Origin of the sequence: Streptomyces sp. GbtcB7 (assembly GCF_019091445.1) — a bacterium.
GTDB classification, from domain to species: Bacteria; Actinomycetota; Actinomycetes; order Streptomycetales; family Streptomycetaceae; genus Streptomyces; species Streptomyces mirabilis.
In genome coordinates this window covers 24,547-44,063 of record NZ_JAGXJM010000029.1, presented here as the reverse complement: position 1 = coordinate 44,063, position 19,517 = coordinate 24,547, and the positions used below count along the sequence as shown (strand labels likewise).

Sequence of the window (19,517 nt, the reverse complement as noted above, 5' to 3'; positions counted from 1 at the left end):
GGCGTTGACCACATACATCGGGGCAGTGTTCAATAACGGATTTGTTTCGCGGTTGCTCGACCTGTCCCTTCGCGTGAACACCTCGGAGAACGAGGACTTCGAGCACGAGATTGCCCGCCTCTGCCGGAACATGCAGCGTGCGCAGGGTGCTTCCTGGGCGCTGCCGCTGGCCACTGCCGCGGCGACGGTAGATCTTGTAGCAGAGGTGTTGGCGAGTTCCTTGCGAACCCGACTTCCGGCAGGTTTTGAGGAGAGGCTGAGCCTCGCGGCCGGCAGTCGTCCGGTGGAGGAGTATCTGTCGGACGCCGCCTCGGCCATCCGCAAGCTCGACAGTGAGGTTGTGCCCGGCTACGGGGAGCTTCCCATGGCTCCCTGGGAGGTCTCCCTCGCGTTTCCGGAAGTGATCGACTTCAAATACTGGGTGGAGACCGACGAGTTCGAAACACTCGACGAGTGTTTGTGGGCCGGGTTCGACAGCATGCATCCCGGAGAATGCGCGAGCAGGGCAACGGCTCTCATAGCGCAGACACAGGAAGCCCTGCTCCTCTTTCCTGATCCGGACGTTCTGCGCTCGACGCTTTCGCAGAGCATCCCGTGGGTGTCTCGCAACGTTCTGCGGGAGATCGTCCGAAAGGGAAATGAACACCTCGCCGAGTTGCATGGAGTCTCGGGACGATGACAGTGCCGACTGCCAACAGAGCCGCCACCTACCCCGACCGCGAAACCGCCCAATGGGCCACCCAGCAGGTCGTCACCGCGAATGAGCAGCTGATCCACCGCTGGCTCGCCCAGGCCACCCGCGCCCGTCTGACGATCGAGGCATCGTGGCCCTCGCGCACCGAGCCGGTCGGCCGGGTGCTGATCCAGGCGATGATGCTGGCGGGCCGCGAGCCCGTGGACGTACGCGCCGCCCGCGTGGTGCTCAAGCGCGACGCGACCCGCCCCCATGGCTTCGTCGTCCAGGCCACGTTTCCCATCTATCTGTAGAGCCCCGTAGAGACCAGTAGAGGCTGATCACCGTGCCCCTGAGCCCCCTCGAACACGACCGCCGCTACGGCGAACTGGACCAGGTGATCCGCACCTACGCCGGGCAGCCCGCCGACGACACCCCGGACAAGCCCAGCCAGGCCCTGACCGCCTACCTCCGCCACACCTGGCACACCCGTCCCTGGGCACTGGCCACGGCGGAGACCCAGCTGCGGGAGTACGCCCGCAACCCGCCCGGCCGACTCCGCCTGCGCCTCGGCGAGTTCTACGCGATCCCGGACGTCGGGCTACCCGAGTCGGACATCGAGCAGTGGCTGACCTGCCTCGCCGACCACATCAAGCACAGCGTCGAGACCGGCGAGGCCCCGCCCCCGGCCACCCCCGCCACCCACTGGGAATGGCACGCCCGCTTCCCCGAACTCGCCCAGTTCCTCGGCGGCTGGTTCTCCCAGGACATGCCGGACGAGTTCGACGACCACGAGTCGGCCGTCGACGACTACGCGGCCGGCACCCACCCTCAGCTGGTCGCCCGCCTGGTCGGCGAACTGCGCGAACTCCTCGCCCTGGACCTGGACGAGCCCGACTACGCCCTGGCCGTCGCCGAACTGGGCATGGAGGTCGACCCGCCGGCTCCCTACAGCCCCAGTGGCTGGCTCACCCTCGTCTCCCAACGACTCGAGCAGCCGCGCGCGGACTACGGGCCGGACGCCGGTCAGTGAAGCGCTCGGGCCGTTCGCTGCCCCACGTACACCGCGAACGCCGTCCAGGTGGACGAAGCGACCACGACTACGGACCCGTCCACGTCCTTTGAGTCACGGACCGCGACGGTGCCGGGTATGTTGCGGGCGACTTCGACGCACTCGCCGTTGCCGCTGCTGTGACTGGACTTGGCGAACTCGAACTGCGGCACGGCTCACAACTCCTTGCGGATACGTTCGATCAGGGCGGTGGAATCGCGAAGAGCGAGTCCGCTCCGGGCGATCCGCTCGAATGTTGCGTTGTGGCGCGCGGCGTCGGCCTCGCTCTCCAGCCACAGGGTAGATGAGGTGGTGTCCATGTAGACCACGTCCATCGCGCCGGGTTCGGCGAACGAGACGATGCTGAAGGCGCTGGTCATCCCGGGATGGGAACCGGCGAGGAAGGGAAGCACCTGAAGCCTGACATTGGGCAGACGGGACGCTTCCGCCAGGTGCGCCAGCTGTACGCGCATGACCTCGCGGCCGCCGACAAGTTGGCGCAGTGCGCCCTCGCCCACGACAGCCCACAGGCTGAGAGGGTTCGTGTCCGTCAAGCGTGCCTGCCGCGCGATCTTCGCCTCGACGAAGCGCTCGATGTCGTCGGGGTCATCCCAGTCGGCGTTGCCGATCGCGAGAGCCCGGGCGTAGTCCGGAGTCTGCAAGAGGCCAGGGACGAAGGCTCCTTGCCAGGTACGGATTCCGGTCGAGATGTCCTCGAGGGCCACGTACTCAACCAGAGAGCGAAGCTCGGGGTACTGGTTCCACCATCCCTTGGCCTTACGGCGCCCCCGGTCGGTCTTGGCGAGGTTCAGCAGTCGTTCCACGACCTTCGGGTCGGTCACGCCGTACAGGTCGCACAGGATCCGGATGTCGGGATCGCGGAACGGAACCCAGCCGCGCTCCATCTTGGCGACCTTGGCCGCAGTTGCCGACAGCGCCTCCGCGGCTTGTGGCTGCGTCAGGCCGACTGTGTCGCGCAGCGTCAGCAGCTCACCGCCCAACTTGCGGGCGAGGACGGTGGATACGCGGTTGCCGCGCGTGAACGGGACTGCGGTCACGTCGGATTACCTCCCGGGTCGCGGCCAGTGTGCAGGTCGCCGAGCAGGGTCGCAAAGCTAGGAGACATATTTCCCTGAGACTCATTGCCCGCTATGCCGCCACTCCACTACTGTCAGTTTTCAAACGACTACCCAACGGCATCAGTTGGCGGAAGTGCACCGTGCTGCCCAAACCGGCCCGCGCGGCATGGCCACCCCACCTGGCGCCCGCCCTCGCGCAAGGAGACGCCCCCCGTGACCAACTCCTGCCCTCCCCCTCGCTTCCCCAAGGGCAACGACCGCTACGACTCCGTGGACTACACCCCCTACCCGGGCAACATCCCCCACGCCCGCAGACGCGTCGCCCAACTCGCCGTCGACTGGGGTCACCCCGACGTCGCCGGTGACGCGGCGCTGCTGGCGAGCGAGTTGTGCACGAACGCCCTGCTCCACGGGTGCTTACGGGGCCGCCTGTTCCGCGTCGAGACGTCGCTGACCGGCAACGCGCTGCGCGTCGCCGTGACCGACCCGAGGGGTGAGCGGCTTCCGTATCCGCCCACGCCCGTCGCGGATGACCAGTTCGGCCGAGGTCTCCTCATCGTCCGCACACTCGCGAACCGCTGGTCCGTGGAGAAACTCACCGTCGGCAAGACCGTCTGGGCGGAGCTGGAAATGCGCGGGGATCTTGATGCCTGACCACGCAGGAAACGGCGTAGACACCGTCGCGATCAAGATCCTCATGATCGGCAGCACGGCTGTCCCACGCCGTCGACCGATCAGGCGCCCCAGGTCATCCCCGCGCCCCTACGGCGCGGACCCCGGCGGCCCCTCGCGCCCGGGTCGACAGGGAGTGGTGTTCAGGCGTCCGTGCGCATGATCTTGGTCAGGTCTGTGGGACCGTAGGGCACGGGAATGGGTTCGGACACCCCGAGCGTTCCCTATGGGAGTGCGCCGGCAGCCCCGGCGGACTGGATCGAGAGAGGGGCGGCGGCCGCATCAAGGGCCCGCGTCACCCCGTGGTCACGGGCCGTCACCGCAGTCGGCCATCGGGGCGGACATGGCAGTCGGCCATCGTCCCGGACGCGACAGTCGGCCTTCGGCCCGGATGCGGTCCGGGCGCGGCGCGCATACCGTCTGGCTCAAGATCCCATCGTCCGGAAAGACGGGCGAGCATACCCATCCCACTGGAAACCTATGCGGCGCGTGGCCAAGTTTCTTCCCCTAACGGGCTGAAGTTTTGTTGATCGTGGGTCAGTTGGCCGCCCCGCCGCCCTACCCTTCAAAGGGTGAACCAATTGATGTCCCGAGAGTACGAGGCCGATGTCCCCGGGGGAGCAGCGCTCCCCGGCACCCTGCCCGACGCCCTGCGTGCCGAGCTGATCGCGTTCCGGCGCGACATGCACATGCACCCGGAGCTCGGCAACCAGGAGTTCCGCACCACCGCGGCACTCAAGGCGCGCCTGGAGCAGGCGGGCCTCAAGCCCCGCGTGCTCGACATCGGGACCGGGCTCATCTGTGACATCGGGATCGACGCCGGTGAAGGTGCGGGGGAGGGTGAAGGGGACGGGGCACGTGACCGCGTACGGGACCGTGTGGTCGACGGTGGACGCGGCATGCTCGCCCTGCGCGCCGACATCGACGCGCTGCCCATCCCGGACACGAAGAGTGACTGCGCGTACCGCTCGACCGTGCCCGACCGCGCGCACGCCTGCGGCCACGACGTGCACACGACCGTCGTCCTCGGCGCCGGGCTCGTCCTCGCCGAGCTGCATCGCCAGGGGCTCCTGCCGCATCCCGTACGGCTGATCTTCCAGCCCGCCGAAGAGGTCCTGCCCGGGGGCGCGCCCGACGCCATCGAGTCCGGAGTGCTGGACGGCGTGGGGCGGATCATCGGCGTGCACTGCGACCCGAAGGTCGACGCCGGACGGATCGGACTGCGCCACGGTCCCATCACCTCCGCCTGCGACCGGCTGGAAGTCTCACTCGACGGCGCCGGCGGCCACACCGCGCGCCCCCATCTCACCACCGACCTCGTCACCGCGGCCGCGCGCGTCGTCACCGACGTGCCGTCCCTCGTCGCCCGGCGCGTGGACGCCCGCAGCGGGCTCGCGGTGACCTGGGGACGCGTCGAGTCCGGGCACGCCTGCAACGTCATCCCGCAGCACGCCGAGCTGTCCGGGACCGTCCGCTGCCTCGACCTCGAGGCCTGGCGGCAGGCGCCCGACCTGGTGCACGCGGCCATCGACGAGATCGCGAACCTGTACCGCGCCAAGTCCGAGATCAACTACATCCGGGGCGTCCCGCCGGTCGTCAACGATCCGGCGGTCACTGAACTCCTCCATGACGCCATGACCTCGCGGCGCGGCGCGCACTCCGTCGAGGACACCGAGCAGAGCCTCGGCGGCGAGGACTTCTCTTGGTACCTGGAGCACGTGCCCGGAGCCATGGCGCGCCTCGGCGTCCGTACGCCGGGCGAGCGCACCACCCGTGACCTGCATCGCGGCGACTTCGACGCCGACGAGTCGGCCATCACGGTCGGAGTCGAGCTCTTCACCGCGGCGGCCCTGCTGGACGCGATCCGCTAGGACCTGCTGGGCCTGTAGGACCTGGAGGACCTAGGGCCTGTCCGGCGCGATGCGCCGGACAGGGTCTGGACGCGGTCCCGCGAACACGAGAGGCTCACTCGGAGATGGCGCACAGGTGACGTAGGGGTCCCGGGCCGCCGGTCCGCCCGATGCCCCGATCGGCACCCCTTTGTCCGCTTGCGTCACCCCGCCGTAACGGGTGGCGCGCAAACGTAACCCGGTGGCGGCACGGTTCGATAACGGCCCGGAGAAACCCCGTTCCTCTCCCCTTCTACGCGCGTTACTGTGCGCCGAAATCGCTGCGTCGGCGGCGTGTTGGGGAAGCGGACCGGCGACGGCCGTGGGGATGAAGGGTGCTTGCTGTGCGTCTGATGTCTCGGAGGACCAGGTTCTCCCAAGCAGCGGTGGCCGTCTCGGTCATCGCCCTCGCGGCGGTCGGTTGTGGCAAGTCGAGCACCGACACGAGCAGCGACTCCAAGAAGAGCTCGTCGGGTTACAGCGGGAAGGGCATCGGTCTCGCGTACGACATCGGTGGCAAGGGTGACCAGTCCTTCAACGACGCCGCGTACGCCGGTTTCCAGAAGGCCGAGACCGAGTTCAAGATCGGCGGCCGGGACATCGAGCCGCAGGACGGCGAGTCCGACGCCGACAAGGTGCAGCGCCTGGAGCAGCTCGCCAAGTCCGGCTACAACCCGGTGATCGGCGTCGGCTTCGTGTACGCGCCGGCCGTCAAGGAGGTCGCGGCGAAGTACCCGAAGGTGACCTTCGGCATCATCGACGACGAGCAGGACAAGGCCGCCAACATCGCCGACCTGGTCTTCCACGAGGAGCAGTCCTCCTACCTCGCGGGTGTCGCGGCGGCGAAGGCCACCAAGAAGAACCACATCGGCTTCATCGGCGGCGTGGACATCCCGCTGATCCACAAGTTCGAGGCGGGCTTCGACCAGGGCGCGAAGTCGGTCAACCCGAGCATCAAGATCGAGTCGCAGTATCTGACGCAGACGCCCCAGGAGGGTGGCTTCTCGAGCCCCGACAAGGGCAAGGACGCGGCGGCCGGCCAGATCGAAAAGGGCGCCGACGTGCTCTACCACGCGGCCGGCCTGTCCGGTCAGGGCGTGATCTCCGAGGCCGCGTCCAAGAAGGTGTGGGCCATCGGCGTCGACTCCGACCAGTACGCGCAGAGCTCTCTGGCCAAGTACAAGGACTGGATCCTCGGCTCGGCCCTGAAGAACGTCGGCGGCGCGGTGTACGACCTGGCCAAGTCCGTCGTCGACGGCAAGCCGCTGAGCGGCGTCGTGCGCGGTGACCTCAAGTCGGGCGGCGTCGGCTTCGCCGACTCCAACCCGAAGTACAAGGCCCTGACGGACGTGGTCGCGGCGGTCGACAAGGCCAAGCAGGACATCATCGACGGCAAGGTCACCGTCAAGACCACCCAGTGAGTCGCGCCCGTCGTCACTGATCACCGACCTGGCGTCACTGGTCACCGATGAGGGAGCCCCCGGCCCGATGTACCGGCCGGGGGCTCCCTCATTCATGCGTTCATGCGTTCATGCGGGGTCGTTCCGGCTCGACGGTGATCCTGGCGAAAAGATCAAACCTGGGCAGAATTTCGCAAAGTACCATGGTCTGGTACATGGCATCGCATACGTCGATGCCGCGTCGATGGTGTGTCGACACCGCGTGGACACCGCGCCCGGGGTCCGGGCGCCTTTGCCGAGTGGAAGCCCCAGGTGCGCCCTAGGTGTTCGGAGATTGTTCGCCGAGGGTTCAAAACGGTCGGATAACACTCTGGCGACGTGGGTTCTCTGCTATGTCTACGCGCGTTACGCTGCGGCGGAATCAGCGCCTGGTTTGGGCGCCTGCACAAAGGAGTCACGTTCATGCGCCGGGTGTCCCGAATCGCGGTTGCGGGCGTTGCGACCGCATCCCTCGCCGTTGTCCTCTCCGCCTGTGGCGGCTCGTCCACCGAAGCCTCGAGCGGCGGCTCGGCCAAGACCAAGGGCATCGGCCTTGCGTACGACATCGGCGGCAAGGGCGACCAGTCCTTCAACGACGCCGCGTACGCCGGTTTCCAGAAGGCCGAAACGGACCTCAAGATCAGCGGCCGGGACATCGAGCCGCAGGACGGCGAGTCCGACGCCGACAAGGTGCAGCGCCTGGAGCAGCTCGCCAAGTCCGGCTACAACCCGGTGATCGGCGTCGGCTTCGTGTACGCGCCGGCTGTCAAGGAGGTCGCGGCGAAGTACCCGAAGACCACCTTCGGCATCATCGACGACGAGCAGGACAAGGCCGCCAACATCGCCGACCTGGTCTTCCACGAGGAGCAGTCCTCCTACCTCGCGGGTGTCGCGGCGGCGAAGGCCACCAAGAAGAACCACATCGGCTTCATCGGCGGCGTGGACATCCCGCTGATCCACAAGTTCGAGGCCGGGTACGTCCAGGGCGCCCAGTCGGTCAACCCGAAGATAAAGATCGAGAAGCAGTACCTGACCCAGACGCCCCAGGAGGGTGGCTTCTCCAGCCCCGACAAGGGCAAGGACGCGGCCGAGGGTCAGATCGAGGCGGGCGCCGACGTGATCTACGCCGCCGCGGGCCTGTCGGGTCAGGGTGTCATCCAGTCCGCCGCCTCGCACAAGGTGTGGGCCATCGGCGTCGACTCCGACCAGTACAAGCAGGACGCGCTGGCCAAGTACAAGGACTACATCCTGACTTCGGCCACCAAGGACGTCGCCGGGGCGGTCTACAACCTCGCGAAGTCGGTGGCGGACGGCAAGCCCGCGACCGGCGTCGTCCGTGCCAGCCTCGCCACCGGCGGTGTCGGCCTCGCCGACTCGAACCCGGCGTTCAAGAACAACGCCGACCTGCAGGCCGCGCTGAAGAAGGCCGAGGCGGGTATCAAGGACGGCTCGATCACGGTCAAGACCTCCTGACCGGAGCCCTGATCCCGGCCCAGGTCACGACGTCATCACCAGACGTCGAAACCATGGCCATGGCAACGCTGTAATGGCAGCGTTACGGCCACGGAACGGGGTGTGGGGAGGATGACCTTCCCGTGCCCCGTTCGCGCGGCAGAATGCTCGGATCGGATCGGACCGGACCGAAAGCAGTCCGAAAAGAACCCGGTCCGTCCGAGTGCAATTCAAAGCAGGGGCGCTACGCGCGTAGATAGGCCCCTTTTCCAAGGAGAGTGCGCCATCGACGCGTCCAGCAGCCCTCCGCTCACCGCGCAGTCGACCGCGGTCGAGCTGGCGGGGATCACCAAGCGTTTCCCCGGTGTGGTGGCCAACCATGACATCCACCTGACGGTCCGCAAGGGCACGGTCCACGCCCTCGTCGGCGAGAACGGTGCCGGCAAGTCGACGCTGATGAAGATCCTCTACGGCATGCAGAAGCCGGACGAGGGCACGATCACCGTCGACGGCGAGCAGGTCACGTTCCACAGCCCCGCCGACGCCATCTCGCGCGGCATCGGCATGGTCCACCAGCACTTCATGCTCGCCGACAACCTCACCGTCCTGGAGAACGTGGTCCTGGGCAGCGAGAAGCTGTACGGCATCGGCGGCGGCGCCCGTAGGAAGATCAAGGAGATCTCCGACCGGTACGGCCTGAACGTCCGCCCGGACGTCCTGGTCGAGGGCCTCGGTGTCGCCGAGCGTCAGCGCGTGGAGATCCTCAAGGTCCTCTACCGCGGCGCCCGCACCCTGATCCTGGACGAGCCCACCGCCGTACTGGTGCCGCAGGAGGTGGACGCACTCTTCGACAACCTGCGCGAGCTCAAGTCCGAGGGCCTGGCCGTCATCTTCATCTCGCACAAGCTGGGCGAGGTTCTCTCGGTCGCCGACGAGATCACGGTCATCCGGCGCGGTACGACGGTCGGTACGGCCGTCCCCGCCGAGACGACCCCCCGCCAGCTCGCCGAGATGATGGTCGGCAGCGAGCTCCCGACCCCGGAGACCGCCGAGTCCACCGTCACGGACAAGCCGGTCATCCAGGTCGAGGGCCTCACGGTCTTCGCCAGCGGTGCCCCCTCCCTCGGCGAGCTCGCCGAGCCGACGGGCGCCGGTCTGCTCACCGAGGACACCGCCGAGACCGCCGCCGCGGTGCGGCGCATCCTCGACGACGTCACCTTCACCATCCACGCGGGTGAGGTGATGGGCATCGCCGGTGTCGAGGGCAACGGTCAGACCGAGCTCATCGACGCGCTGATCGGCCTCAAGGCCGCGGACGCGGGAGCCATCACCTTCCTCGGCGACGAGATCACGGGGTGGGCCACCCGCAAGCGCCGTGAGAAGGGCATCGGGTACATCCCCGAGGACCGCCACCGCCACGGCCTGCTGCTGGAGTCCCCGCTCTGGGAGAACCGCATCCTCGGCCATGTCACCGAGGCCCCCAACGCGAAGGGCTTCTGGCTCGACATCAAGGGCGCCCAGGAGGACACCAGGCGGATCGTCGAGGAGTACGACGTCCGCACCCCCGGCATCGACGTCACCGCCGCCTCGCTCTCCGGCGGCAACCAGCAGAAGCTGATCGTCGGCCGCGAGATGAGCCACAAGCCGCGCTTCCTGATCGCCGCCCACCCCACCCGCGGTGTGGACGTCGGCGCGCAGGCCGCGATCTGGGACCAGATCCGCGAGGCCCGCCGCGAGGGCCTGGCCGTGCTGCTGATCTCGGCCGACCTGGACGAGCTGATCGGCCTGTCGGACACCCTGCGGGTGATCTACAACGGCAGGCTCGTGGCGGACGCCGACCCGGCGACCGTCACCCCGGAGGAACTCGGCTCGGCCATGACCGGTGCCGCCTCCGGACACCTGGAGCACGTAGCGGAAAGCGCCGCCCCGGAGGACGAGGCCCGATGAAGAAGTTCGACAAGGAGCGCGTGCTCCTCGCGGTGGCCGGCCCGGTCATCGCGCTCGTCGCGGCGATCGCGCTGACCTCGGTCGTGCTGCTCGCCTCGGGCAAGAGCCCGTTCGAGCCGTACTCCCTGATGCTTCAGCAGGCGACGTACTCCGACGTCCAGGTGCTGATCATCAACCAGGCATCGCTGTACTACTTGGCGGCGCTCGCGGTGGCCATCGGCTTCCGCATGAACCTGTTCAACATCGGTGTCGACGGTCAGTACCGCCTCGCCGCGATGATGACCGCGGTCGTCGGCACGCACATCGCGCTGCCTGGCGTCCTGCAGGTGCCGCTGCTGCTGCTCGTCGGCATGCTCACCGGTGCCTTCTGGGCCGGCATCGCCGGTGTCCTGAAGGTGACCCGGGGAGTGAGCGAGGTCGTCGCGACGATCATGCTCAACGCGATCGCCACCAGCCTCATCGGCTACCTCACCCTCGACAACATCTGGGGTGTGCAGGTCGGCAACAACAACACGACCGGCGTCATGAAGAAGTCCGGCTGGGTTCCCGGCATCAACCTCGGCTCGGACGTCGGCGAGATCTACGGCCTGGTCTTCCTCGCGGTCCTCATGGGCGTCCTGTACTGGGTGGTCCTCAACCGCACCCGCTTCGGCTTCGACCTGCGCGCCACCGGTGCCTCCGAGACCGCCGCCGCGGCCTCCGGTGTCGACGCCAAGAAGATGGTGCTCACCGCGATGCTGATCTCCGGCGCGGTCGCGGGCCTCTCCGGTCTGCCGCTGCTGCTCGGCGACGCCCACAGCTACAGCCTGAGCTTCCCGACCGGACTCGGCTTCACCGGCATCACGATCGCCCTGCTCGGCCGCAACAACCCGGTGGGCATCGCCTTCGCCGCCCTGCTGATCGCCTTCCTCGACAAGGCGTCCCCGGCGCTCGACTACGCGACCCCGGTGGCGTACGAGAAGGAGATCGCCACGATCATGCAGGGTCTGATCGTCTTCGCGGTCGTCATCTCCTACGAGGCCGTACGTGTCTGGGGCCTGCGCCGTCAGCAGAAGCGGGTCGGTGAGGAACTGGCCGCGGCCGCCGCCAACAACAACTCCCCGAAGGAGGTGGCTGCCCGATGAGCACCGCGACCGTCGCCAAGCCGCAGGCGCAGAAGCCCGGCAAGGGCAGCCGCCGATTCTCGCTCCCCGTGCTCCTGCTGATCATCGCGGGCGTACTCATCCTGACCTCGGCTGTCCGCCTGATCACCGGCGCGGACGGCATCACCTCGACCGGACAGATGTCCACGGCGCTGCGCCTCGCCGTGCCGATCGGCCTCGCGGGCCTCGGCGGCCTGTGGTCCGAGCGCGCGGGCGTCGTCAACATCGGCCTCGAAGGCATGATGATCCTCGGCACCTGGTTCGGAGCCTGGGCCGGCTATCAGTGGGGCCCGTGGACCGGTGTCGCCTTCGGCATCATCGGCGGTGTGCTCGGCGGCATCCTGCACGCCATCGCCACGGTGACCTTCAACGTCAACCACATCGTCTCCGGTGTGGCCATCAACATCCTGGCGCTCGGCACCACCCGCTACCTGTCGAAGTTCACCTTCGAGAACGCGCCGCAGGGCTCCTCCAAGCAGTCCCCGCCCATCGACTCGCTCGGCACCTTCGACATTCCGGGGCTGTCGAGCGGTCTGGACACGCTCAACGGGAAGCACTGGTTCCTGATCTCGGACATCGCGGGTCTGCTCGGCGGGCTGGTCACCGACCTGTCGCCGCTCACGGTCGTCGCCGTGGCCCTCGTGCCGGTGACGTGGTGGGTGCTGTGGCGTACGTCCTTCGGCCTGCGGCTGCGCTCCTGCGGCGAGAACCCGATGGCCGCCGAGTCCCTCGGCGTCAACGTCTACAAGTACAAGTACCTCGCCGTGATCATCTCCGGTGGCTTCGCCGGCCTCGGCGGTGCCTTCCTGTCGATCGTCGCGTCCAACGTGTACCTCGACGGACAGACCGCGGGCCGCGGCTACATCGGTCTCGCCGCGATGATCTTCGGTAACTGGATGCCGGGCGGTCTCGCCCTTGGAGCGGGTCTGTTCGGCTACACCGACAGCCTCAACCTGCGCGGCGGCACCACCAACGTGCACGCGCTGATCCTGCTGATCGCGATTCTGCTGGTCTTCGGCGCCGCCTACCTCGCGTGGAAGAAGCGGCTCGTGCCCGCGCTGATCACCGCCGCGGTGTCGGCGCTGATGCTCGTCTGGTACGCCACCACCAGCGATGTCCCCAAGCAGGTCGTCAGCGCGACGCCGTACATCGTGACCCTGCTCGTTCTCTCGCTGTCCGCACAGCACCTGCGGATGCCGAAGGCCGACGGCATGCCGTACCGGAGAGGACAGGGCAAGTGACGTCCGCCGACGCCGGGTCCACGGCCGTCGACTGGGAGGCTCTGCGGGAGCACGCGCGGGACGCGATGTCCCGGGCGTACGCCCCCTACTCGGGCTTCCCGGTCGGCGTCGCGGCCCTCGTCGACGACGGCCGGACCGTCACCGGCTGCAACGTCGAGAACGCCTCGTACGGGCTCGGACTGTGCGCCGAGTGCGGTCTGGTCTCCCAGCTGCTGAACACCGGTGGCGGTCGGCTGACGCACTTCACCTGCGTCGACGGACAGGGCGAGATCCTCGTCCCGTGCGGACGCTGCCGCCAGTTGCTGTACGAGTTCGGTGGGGCCGATCTGCTCCTGGAGACCCCGGCCGGAATCCTGCCGCTCTCCGAGATGCTGCCGCAGGCCTTCGGGCCGGAGAATCTCACCAAGTAACGCCTGCGCGGCCCCTCCCGACGACCGGACGATGAACGACCGATCGGGAGGGGCCGCGGATTTTCGGAAGTCTTCGGAAGGAAAGCCATGGCCATGGACGCCGTCTCCGTCATCCGCACCAAGCGGGACCGCGCCGAGCTCAGCGACGCGCAGATCGACTGGGTCATCGACGCGTACACCCGCGGCGAGGTCGCCGACTACCAGATGGCCGCCCTCAACATGGCGATCCTGCTCAACGGCATGAACCGTCGCGAGATCGCCCGCTGGACCGCCGCGATGATCGCCTCCGGCGAGCGCATGGAGTTCTCCTCCCTCTCCCGCCCGACCGCCGACAAGCACTCCACGGGCGGCGTCGGCGACAAGATCACCCTCCCGCTGGCGCCGCTGGTCGCCGCCTGCGGCGCGGCGGTCCCGCAGCTGTCCGGACGCGGCCTCGGCCACACCGGCGGCACGCTGGACAAGCTGGAGTCGATCCCCGGCTGGCGCGCCCTGCTGTCGAACGAGGAGATGCTGAACGTCCTCGACACGACCGGTGCGGTCATCTGCGCGGCGGGCGACGGCCTGGCCCCCGCCGACAAGAAGCTGTACGCGCTGCGCGACGTCACCGGCACGGTCGAGGCGATCCCCCTCATCGCCTCCTCCATCATGTCGAAGAAGATCGCGGAGGGCACGGGCTCGCTGGTCCTGGACGTGAAGGTCGGCACCGGCGCCTTCATGAAGACCATCGAGGACGCCCGCGAACTCGCCTCCACGATGGTCGGGTTGGGCACCGACCACGGTGTGAAGACGGTCGCGCTCCTCACGGACATGTCGACCCCGCTGGGCCTGACGGCGGGCAACGCGCTCGAAGTACGGGAGTCGGTGGAGGTCCTGGCGGGCGGCGGTCCGGCCGACGTCGTGGAACTCACCATCGCCCTGGCGCGCGAGATGCTGGACGCGGCGGGCATCAAGGACGCCGACCCGGCGAAGGCCCTCGCGGACGGCTCCGCGATGGACGTCTGGCGCCGGATGATCGCCGCGCAGGGCGGTGACCCGGACGCCGCGCTGCCCACCTCCCGTGAGCAGCACGTGGTGACGGCCCCGTCCTCCGGCGTCCTGACCCGCCTGGACGCCTACGACATCGGCATCGCCGCCTGGCGCCTGGGCGCGGGCCGCGCCCGCAAGGAGGACCCGGTGCAGGCCGCCGCGGGCGTCGAACTGCACGCCAAGCCCGGCGACACCGTCACCGCGGGCCAGCCCCTGCTGACCCTCCACACCGACACCCCCGAGCGCTTCGAGTACGCCCTGGAGTCGGTCGAGGGTTCCTACGACATCGCGGCCGCGGGCACGGACTTCAAGGCCACGCCGGTCGTGCTGGAACGTATCGCCTGACTCCGTACGGCAGTTGCCCCGTCCGGCAGCTGATTCCGTACGGCGGTGGAGGGGCCGGCGCGTCTGCGCCGGCCCTTTCGCGTGCCCCGTGCGGGTGCCGTCAGCCGAGTACCCGTCAGCCGAGTACGGCCGCGATCACCACCAGCACCGGCACCGACAGGATCGTCGACAGCAGGATCGACTCCCGGGCCAGCGTCTCGCCGACCCGGTAACGCGAGGCGTAGGTGAAGAGGTTCTGCGCGGCGGGCAGCGCCGAGGTGACCACGACGTCGAGCAGCGGCGCGCCGTGCAGCCCGAACAGGCCCACGGCCAGGGCCCAGGCGGCCAGCGGCTGGCCCACCGACTTCAGGGCGACGGACAGCAGCACCGGGTACCGGTCCGCGCCCCGACCGGGCAGCGTGCTGCCGCACAGCGAGATGCCGAACGCCAGCAGCACCGCGGGCACCGACATGTTGCCGATCAGCGTGAGCGGGTCCATGACCGGTCCCGGCAGCGTCAGACCGGTCGCCGACACCGCGACCCCGCTCAGCGAGCCGACCGCGATGGGGTTGCGCAGGGGAGTGATCAGCCGCTGCCACAGGGGGCCCTTCTCGCCGTCCCCCGACAGGTCCAGGACGGTGAGTGCGATGGGCGTGACCATGATCTGCTGGAAGAGCAGTACGGGGGCGACGAGCGAGGCGTCCCCCAGTACGTACACCGCGATCGGGATGCCGAGGTTGCCCGAGTTGACATAACTGGAGCAGAGCGCGCCGATCGTCGTCCGGCCCACGCCCCAGCCGCGTACGACCCCGATCGCGACGAAGACGCCGGCCGCCGCGGCCGTGCTCATCGCCGTCACCAGGAGCCGGCTGGAGAAGATCACCGACAGGTCGGCCCGGGCGAGCGTGGTGAACAGCAGGGCGGGGGAGGCCACGTGGAAGGCGAGCTTCGTCAGTACCTCCCGCCCGTTCTCCCCGAGATAGCCGCGGCGTCCGATGACGTAACCGACCCCGATGACGACGGCGATGACCGCGAAGCCCGTCAGCACCCCTTGCACGGTGCCCCCTTCGTTCGGAGGAGGCCGTCGGGTATCACGGAAGGCGCTGATTCATGGGGCATACACCCAACCCTCTGGGGTGGGAGGGGCGCAGGTCAATGTGATCCTTTGCGGGCGCGCGCCTCGAACGGGTCGGCTCTCCGCGATGAGTTCCGTGCCCCCGGCCGGTCTACTGACCGTGGACGCCACGACACCCGCCGTACTCGTGCTGCCCGGCCCCGTCACCCGTGACCAGGTGCCGGGGCTCTGTGACGACGTGCACGCGCGGCTGGCGGCGACCGGTGCCGGGGTGGTGGTCTGCGATGTCGCGGGCCTCGGCCCACCCGGCCTGGCCACCGTCGACGCCCTGGCCAGGATGCAGCTCGCCGCCCGCCGGGCCGGGGGCCGCGTCCGTCTGCGCGCCCCGGCCCCCTCCCTCCTCCTGCTTCTCGATCTAGTCGGACTCCGCTTCGAGGTGGAGGGGGAGGCCGAAGAGCGGGAACCAGCGCTTGGTGTCCAGGAAGCAGTGGAACCCGGTGATGCGGCCGTCTGAGATCTCCAGCGCCTGGATCGCCCAGGCACTGAAGCCGCCCTCCTCCGGATCCGGCTTGTAGTGCGCGAATCCCGGCAGACCGTTGACCGCGACCGGCAGCAGGCGCGAACCCGCGCACGAGGCACCGAGGGTCGTCATGAAACCGGTGATGTCGCCCGTGCCGCGCAGCCACAGGTCGAACGGCGGCATCGTCATGATCGCGTCCTCGTGGAGCAACGCGGTCAGCGCCGTCATGTCGTACCCCTCGAACGCGGCGACATAGCGCTCGAGCAGCTTCTGCTGCTCCTCGTCGAGCGGGTCGGAGACGGCGGCCTCGGCGCTGTCGCTCTCCGCGAGGGTCGCGCGGGCCCGCTGCAACGCGCTGTTGACCGAGGCGACCGTCGTCCCGAGCAGCTCGGCGACCTCCGACGCCTTCCAGGCCAGGACCTCGCGCAGGATGAGCACGGCGCGTTGCTTGGGCGGCAGCTGCTGCAGGGCGGCCATGAAGGCGAGGCGCACCGACTCCTTGGCCACCGCGGCCTCGGCCGGGTCACCGACCGTGGGCAGCACGCGCGCGTCGGGCATCGGCTCCAGCCAGGTGTTGTCCGGGCGCGGGGTGAGCGCCGCCTGAGCCAGGGGTGAGGGACCGCTCAGATCCATCGGACGCGCCCTCCGGTTGCCCGCGTTCAGCATGTCGAGGCAGACGTTGGTGGCGATCCGGTACAGCCAGGACCGCATCGACGAACGGCCCTCGAACTTGTCGTAGCTCCGCCAGGCGCGGACCATCGTGTCCTGCACCGCGTCCTCCGCCTCGAAGGAGGAGCCGAGCATCCGATAGCAGTACCCGGTCAGCTCGACCCGGTGCTTCTCCAGCCGCACGTCCAGATCTGTCGTCGCCATACCGTCGCTCATAGCCAACCCGCCCCTGTGGCCGTTCCGTCGCACCGTCGCCTCGTTGCGCCGGCACTTCGGAAGCTACCGCAGCCCACTGACAATGGCCCCCGGAGTGGGAAAAAGCGGAGCTCAGACCAATTGCTTCACGGACATGAGCAAATGCCGGTGCGCGCCGCCCACTTCGCCCCCGGTTCCGTCCCCCGCCTCGGCCCCTGCTTCGGCCCCGCTCAGCAGCGCCCGCTGCCCCGGCCCCAGCAGCTCCAGCCGTACCCGCGGCTGCTCGAAGGAGTTCAGGGCGTCCAGCAGATAGGCCGGGTTGAAGGCGACGGTGATCTCCGCCGTGCCGGTCAGCGCCGCGGGCAGCCGCTGCGAGGCCACGTCGTCGGCGTATCCGGCGCGCAGTAGAACGGACCCCTCGCCGTCACCGGTGAAGTCCAGCCGTACGGGACTGTTCACCTCGGCGACGACGGCGACGCGCCGTACGGCCTCCGCCAGCGCCTCGCGCTCCACCTCCGCGACCGCGGCGTCGGGCACCGAGAACAGCGAGCCGTGCCGCGGCAGCCGCCCCTCCATCAGCCGCACCGCCGTCCGCATCGGCCCACCCTCGAAGCCGAACATCCCGCCGCCCGCGGGGTCGAGCCCGATGCGCACGTCACCGGAGCGGGCCAGCGAACGGGCGATCTCGTGCAGCCGACGCGCGGGCAGCAGCGCCTCCACGACGCCGTCGAGCGGGGCCTCGGGTTTCCAGGCCAGGGTGCGCACGGCGTACCGGTAGCGGTCCGACGCGGAGAGTGTCATTTCCTCGCCGGACAGCCGCAGCTGTACGCCGGTGAGGACCGGCAGCGTGTCGTCGCGCCCGGCCGCGACGGCGACCTGGGACACGGCGGTCGCGAACGCGGCGGCGTCCACGGTGCCGCGCGGCTCGGGCGGCACCGGCAGCGCCGGGTACTCGTCCTTGGGCAGCGTCGACAGACCGAACCGGGTGCCACCCGCCTCCACCGCGAACCGTGTTCCCTCCAGCGCGCAGCTCACCTGCCCCTGCGGCAGCACCCGGCAGATGTCCAGCAGCCGACGCCCCAGCACGAGGATCAGACCGTCCGCCGCCGTCTCGGCATCGATCTCGATCCTCGCCGCCGCCTCGAAGTCGAACCCCGAGATGCCGAGCCGTCCAGGACCGGCCTCCAGCAGCAGTCCGCCCAGCACCGGTACCGGCGAGCGGGTGGGCAGGGCGCGGGCCGCCCAGGCCACCGCCTCGGCGAGGTCGTCGCGATCGACGCGGAACTCCATGAAAGATCCCCCTGTTCGGGCCAGTTGACCGGGTGGAGGCTAGATGCCGCCACTGACAACGGGGTCCGACCAGGGGGAACGTAGGAGCGTCCGGGACGCTCAGTGCGCCAGGGCCGGCTCGTGGCGGGCCTGGGTGCGGGCCGCGTGCGAGCCGAGCAGCGTGATCGTGACGACGCCGAGGACCGCGAACAGTCCGAGTGCCACCGTCCCGGCCCACCCGCCCGCGTGGAAGGCGACCGCGCCGAGCGTGCTGCCCGCGCTGGAGCCGATGTAGTACGCGGACTGGTAGAGGGCGGAGGCCTGGGCGCGGCCCTGCTTGGCGGTGTGGCTGACCGACGAGGACGCCACCGCGTGGCCCGCGAAGAAGCCCGCGGTGATCAGCACCAGGCCGAGCAGGACGAGGGGGAGGGAGTCGACCAGGGAGAGGAGCAGGCCGGCGGTCGTGGTGCCGCCCGCCAGGTACAGGGAGCCGCGCCGGCCCAGGCGGGCGACCAGCCTGCCCGCCGTGGACGCCGACACCGTACCGACCAGGTACACCAGGAAGATCGAGCCGATGATGCCCTGGGGGAGGGAGAACGGGGCCTCGGTCAGGCGGTAGCCGATCACCGTGTAGACCCCGCCGAAGACCATCATGAACAGCGCGCCGATCGCGTACAGCCGGCGCAGCAGCGGGTTCGCGAGGTGGTCACGGACCGTACGGGCCAGCACCCGCGGTCGCAGCGAGCCGGGCGTGAAGTGCTTCGGCGCGGGCAGGAGCATACGGAAGGCGACCGCGCAGGCCACCGCGATGATCCCGATCGTGGCGACGGCCACCCGCCAGCCCCACTCCTGCGCGACCCAGCCGGTGATGACCCGGCCGCTCATCCCGCCGACGCTGTTGCCCGCGACGAAGAGGCCGATCGCCGTGATCAGGGCCTTGGGGCGGACCTCCTCCGCCAGATAGGCCGTCGCGGAGGCCGGAAGGCCCGCCAGCGCCGCGCCCTGCACCGCCCGCAGCGCGACCAGCGCGCCGATCGACGGGGCGAAGGGGACCAGGAGCCCGACCGTCACCGCGACCGCCAGCGACGCCGTCATCAACGTACGCCGTCCGAACCGCTCCGACAGCGCGCTCATGGGGAGGACGAACAGTGCCAGCGCACCCGTCGCCGCGGACACCGTCCAGCTCGCCTCGCTCGCGCTGACCCCGAAGTCCGTGGAGACGAGCGGGAGGAGGGCCTGCGTGGAGTAGAGGAGCGCGAAGGTCGCCACACCCGCGAGGAAGAGCGCGAAGCTCATGCGGCGGTAGCCGGGCCCACCCGGGGTGAGACGGGAGTCGACGGCGGCGGTGGAGGACGTGACGGAGGAGGTGGCGCCCACGGTGGTGGACGCCCCGGTACTGGCGGAAGGCATGCTTCGAAACTAAAGAGCCGCCGCTCATCCGTCC

Annotated in this window: 19 protein-coding genes; 13 read left to right on the top strand and 6 right to left on the bottom strand. The window is 69.3% G+C overall.

Annotated features, from left to right (window positions below):
- The first annotated feature begins 4 nt into the window (after positions 1-4).
- From KVT44_RS37950 to KVT44_RS37940, 3 genes are read left to right on the top strand one after another with little or no spacing between them, the layout of a single operon-like run.
- The gene (locus KVT44_RS37950; RefSeq protein ID WP_217572087.1) at positions 5-679 is read left to right on the top strand and encodes a hypothetical protein; all 675 of its coding nucleotides are present in this window, start codon (positions 5-7) and stop codon (positions 677-679) included.
- Positions 676-987 carry an RNase A-like domain-containing protein gene (locus tag KVT44_RS37945; RefSeq protein ID WP_217572085.1) on the top strand — a complete coding sequence of 104 codons (312 nt, stop codon included), beginning with the start codon at positions 676-678 and terminating at the stop codon, positions 985-987. Before KVT44_RS37950 ends, KVT44_RS37945 begins: the two co-directional genes overlap by 4 nt.
- Positions 988-1,019: 32 nt before the next feature.
- Positions 1,020-1,706: a contact-dependent growth inhibition system immunity protein gene (locus KVT44_RS37940; RefSeq protein ID WP_217572083.1), complete on the top strand. Its 687-nt coding sequence runs from the start codon at positions 1,020-1,022 to the stop codon at positions 1,704-1,706.
- Here KVT44_RS37940 and KVT44_RS37935 read toward each other — a convergent pair.
- Entirely contained in the window at positions 1,700-1,897 is a 198-nt protein-coding gene (locus KVT44_RS37935) for a DUF397 domain-containing protein (protein ID WP_217572081.1), read from the bottom strand. The two genes, KVT44_RS37940 and KVT44_RS37935, sit on opposite strands and share 7 nt — an antisense overlap.
- Positions 1,898-1,900: 3 nt before the next feature.
- Complete coding sequence (locus tag KVT44_RS37930; RefSeq protein ID WP_254650461.1) at positions 1,901-2,725, bottom strand: DUF5753 domain-containing protein; 825 nt, start codon at positions 2,723-2,725, stop codon at positions 1,901-1,903.
- Positions 2,726-3,016: 291 nt separating this feature from the next.
- Between KVT44_RS37930 and KVT44_RS37925 the strand changes: the two genes are divergently transcribed.
- From KVT44_RS37925 to KVT44_RS37885, 9 genes are all read left to right on the top strand, one after another.
- A complete protein-coding gene (locus KVT44_RS37925) occupies positions 3,017-3,457 on the top strand; it encodes an ATP-binding protein (RefSeq protein ID WP_308314211.1) in 441 nt (146 codons plus the stop codon).
- Positions 3,458-4,059: 602 nt separating this feature from the next.
- A complete protein-coding gene (locus KVT44_RS37920) occupies positions 4,060-5,346 on the top strand; it encodes an amidohydrolase (RefSeq protein WP_099920974.1) in 1,287 nt (428 codons plus the stop codon).
- Between the two features lie 371 nt (positions 5,347-5,717).
- Positions 5,718-6,785, top strand: a complete 1,068-nt coding sequence (locus KVT44_RS37915) for a BMP family protein (RefSeq protein WP_099925426.1) — start codon at positions 5,718-5,720, stop codon at positions 6,783-6,785.
- Between the two features lie 441 nt (positions 6,786-7,226).
- Positions 7,227-8,276 (top strand): BMP family protein, encoded by a 1,050-nt coding sequence (locus KVT44_RS37910; RefSeq protein WP_217572075.1) that lies wholly within the window; start codon positions 7,227-7,229, stop codon positions 8,274-8,276.
- A gap of 264 nt (positions 8,277-8,540) precedes the next feature.
- Positions 8,541-10,202, top strand: coding sequence for an ABC transporter ATP-binding protein (locus KVT44_RS37905; RefSeq protein ID WP_229888991.1), 1,662 nt, complete (start codon positions 8,541-8,543; stop codon positions 10,200-10,202).
- On the top strand, positions 10,199-11,326 hold the full coding sequence (locus KVT44_RS37900) for an ABC transporter permease (RefSeq protein ID WP_075028334.1): 1,128 nt from the start codon (positions 10,199-10,201) through the stop codon (positions 11,324-11,326). The genes KVT44_RS37905 and KVT44_RS37900 overlap by 4 nt, the downstream gene beginning before the upstream one ends.
- The gene (locus KVT44_RS37895) at positions 11,323-12,585 is read left to right on the top strand and encodes an ABC transporter permease (protein ID WP_217572073.1); all 1,263 of its coding nucleotides are present in this window, start codon (positions 11,323-11,325) and stop codon (positions 12,583-12,585) included. The genes KVT44_RS37900 and KVT44_RS37895 overlap by 4 nt, the downstream gene beginning before the upstream one ends.
- Positions 12,582-12,995, top strand: a complete 414-nt coding sequence (locus tag KVT44_RS37890) for a cytidine deaminase (RefSeq protein WP_075028332.1) — start codon at positions 12,582-12,584, stop codon at positions 12,993-12,995. Before KVT44_RS37895 ends, KVT44_RS37890 begins: the two co-directional genes overlap by 4 nt.
- An 87-nt stretch (positions 12,996-13,082) precedes the next feature.
- Positions 13,083-14,366: a thymidine phosphorylase gene (locus KVT44_RS37885; RefSeq protein WP_099920969.1), complete on the top strand. Its 1,284-nt coding sequence runs from the start codon at positions 13,083-13,085 to the stop codon at positions 14,364-14,366.
- A 115-nt stretch (positions 14,367-14,481) separates the two neighbouring features.
- Here the strand turns inward: KVT44_RS37885 and KVT44_RS37880 are convergent, their stop codons facing one another.
- A complete protein-coding gene (locus KVT44_RS37880; protein ID WP_054233651.1) occupies positions 14,482-15,402 on the bottom strand; it encodes an AEC family transporter in 921 nt (306 codons plus the stop codon).
- A gap of 145 nt (positions 15,403-15,547) precedes the next feature.
- Between KVT44_RS37880 and KVT44_RS37875 the strand changes: the two genes are divergently transcribed.
- Positions 15,548-15,934, top strand: a complete 387-nt coding sequence (locus KVT44_RS37875) for an STAS domain-containing protein (protein ID WP_217572071.1) — start codon at positions 15,548-15,550, stop codon at positions 15,932-15,934.
- Here the strand turns inward: KVT44_RS37875 and KVT44_RS37870 are convergent.
- From KVT44_RS37870 to KVT44_RS37860, 3 genes are all read right to left on the bottom strand, one after another.
- A complete protein-coding gene (locus KVT44_RS37870; protein WP_217572069.1) occupies positions 15,836-16,825 on the bottom strand; it encodes a sigma-70 family RNA polymerase sigma factor in 990 nt (329 codons plus the stop codon). The genes KVT44_RS37875 and KVT44_RS37870 overlap by 99 nt on opposite strands.
- 111 nt (positions 16,826-16,936) lie before the next feature.
- Entirely contained in the window at positions 16,937-18,094 is a 1,158-nt protein-coding gene (gene dnaN / locus KVT44_RS37865; protein WP_217572067.1) for a DNA polymerase III subunit beta, read from the bottom strand.
- 99 nt (positions 18,095-18,193) lie between these two features.
- Positions 18,194-19,483 carry an MFS transporter gene (locus tag KVT44_RS37860; RefSeq protein WP_190170081.1) on the bottom strand — a complete coding sequence of 430 codons (1,290 nt, stop codon included), beginning with the start codon at positions 19,481-19,483 and terminating at the stop codon, positions 18,194-18,196.
- Between the last annotated feature and the right edge of the window lie 34 nt (positions 19,484-19,517).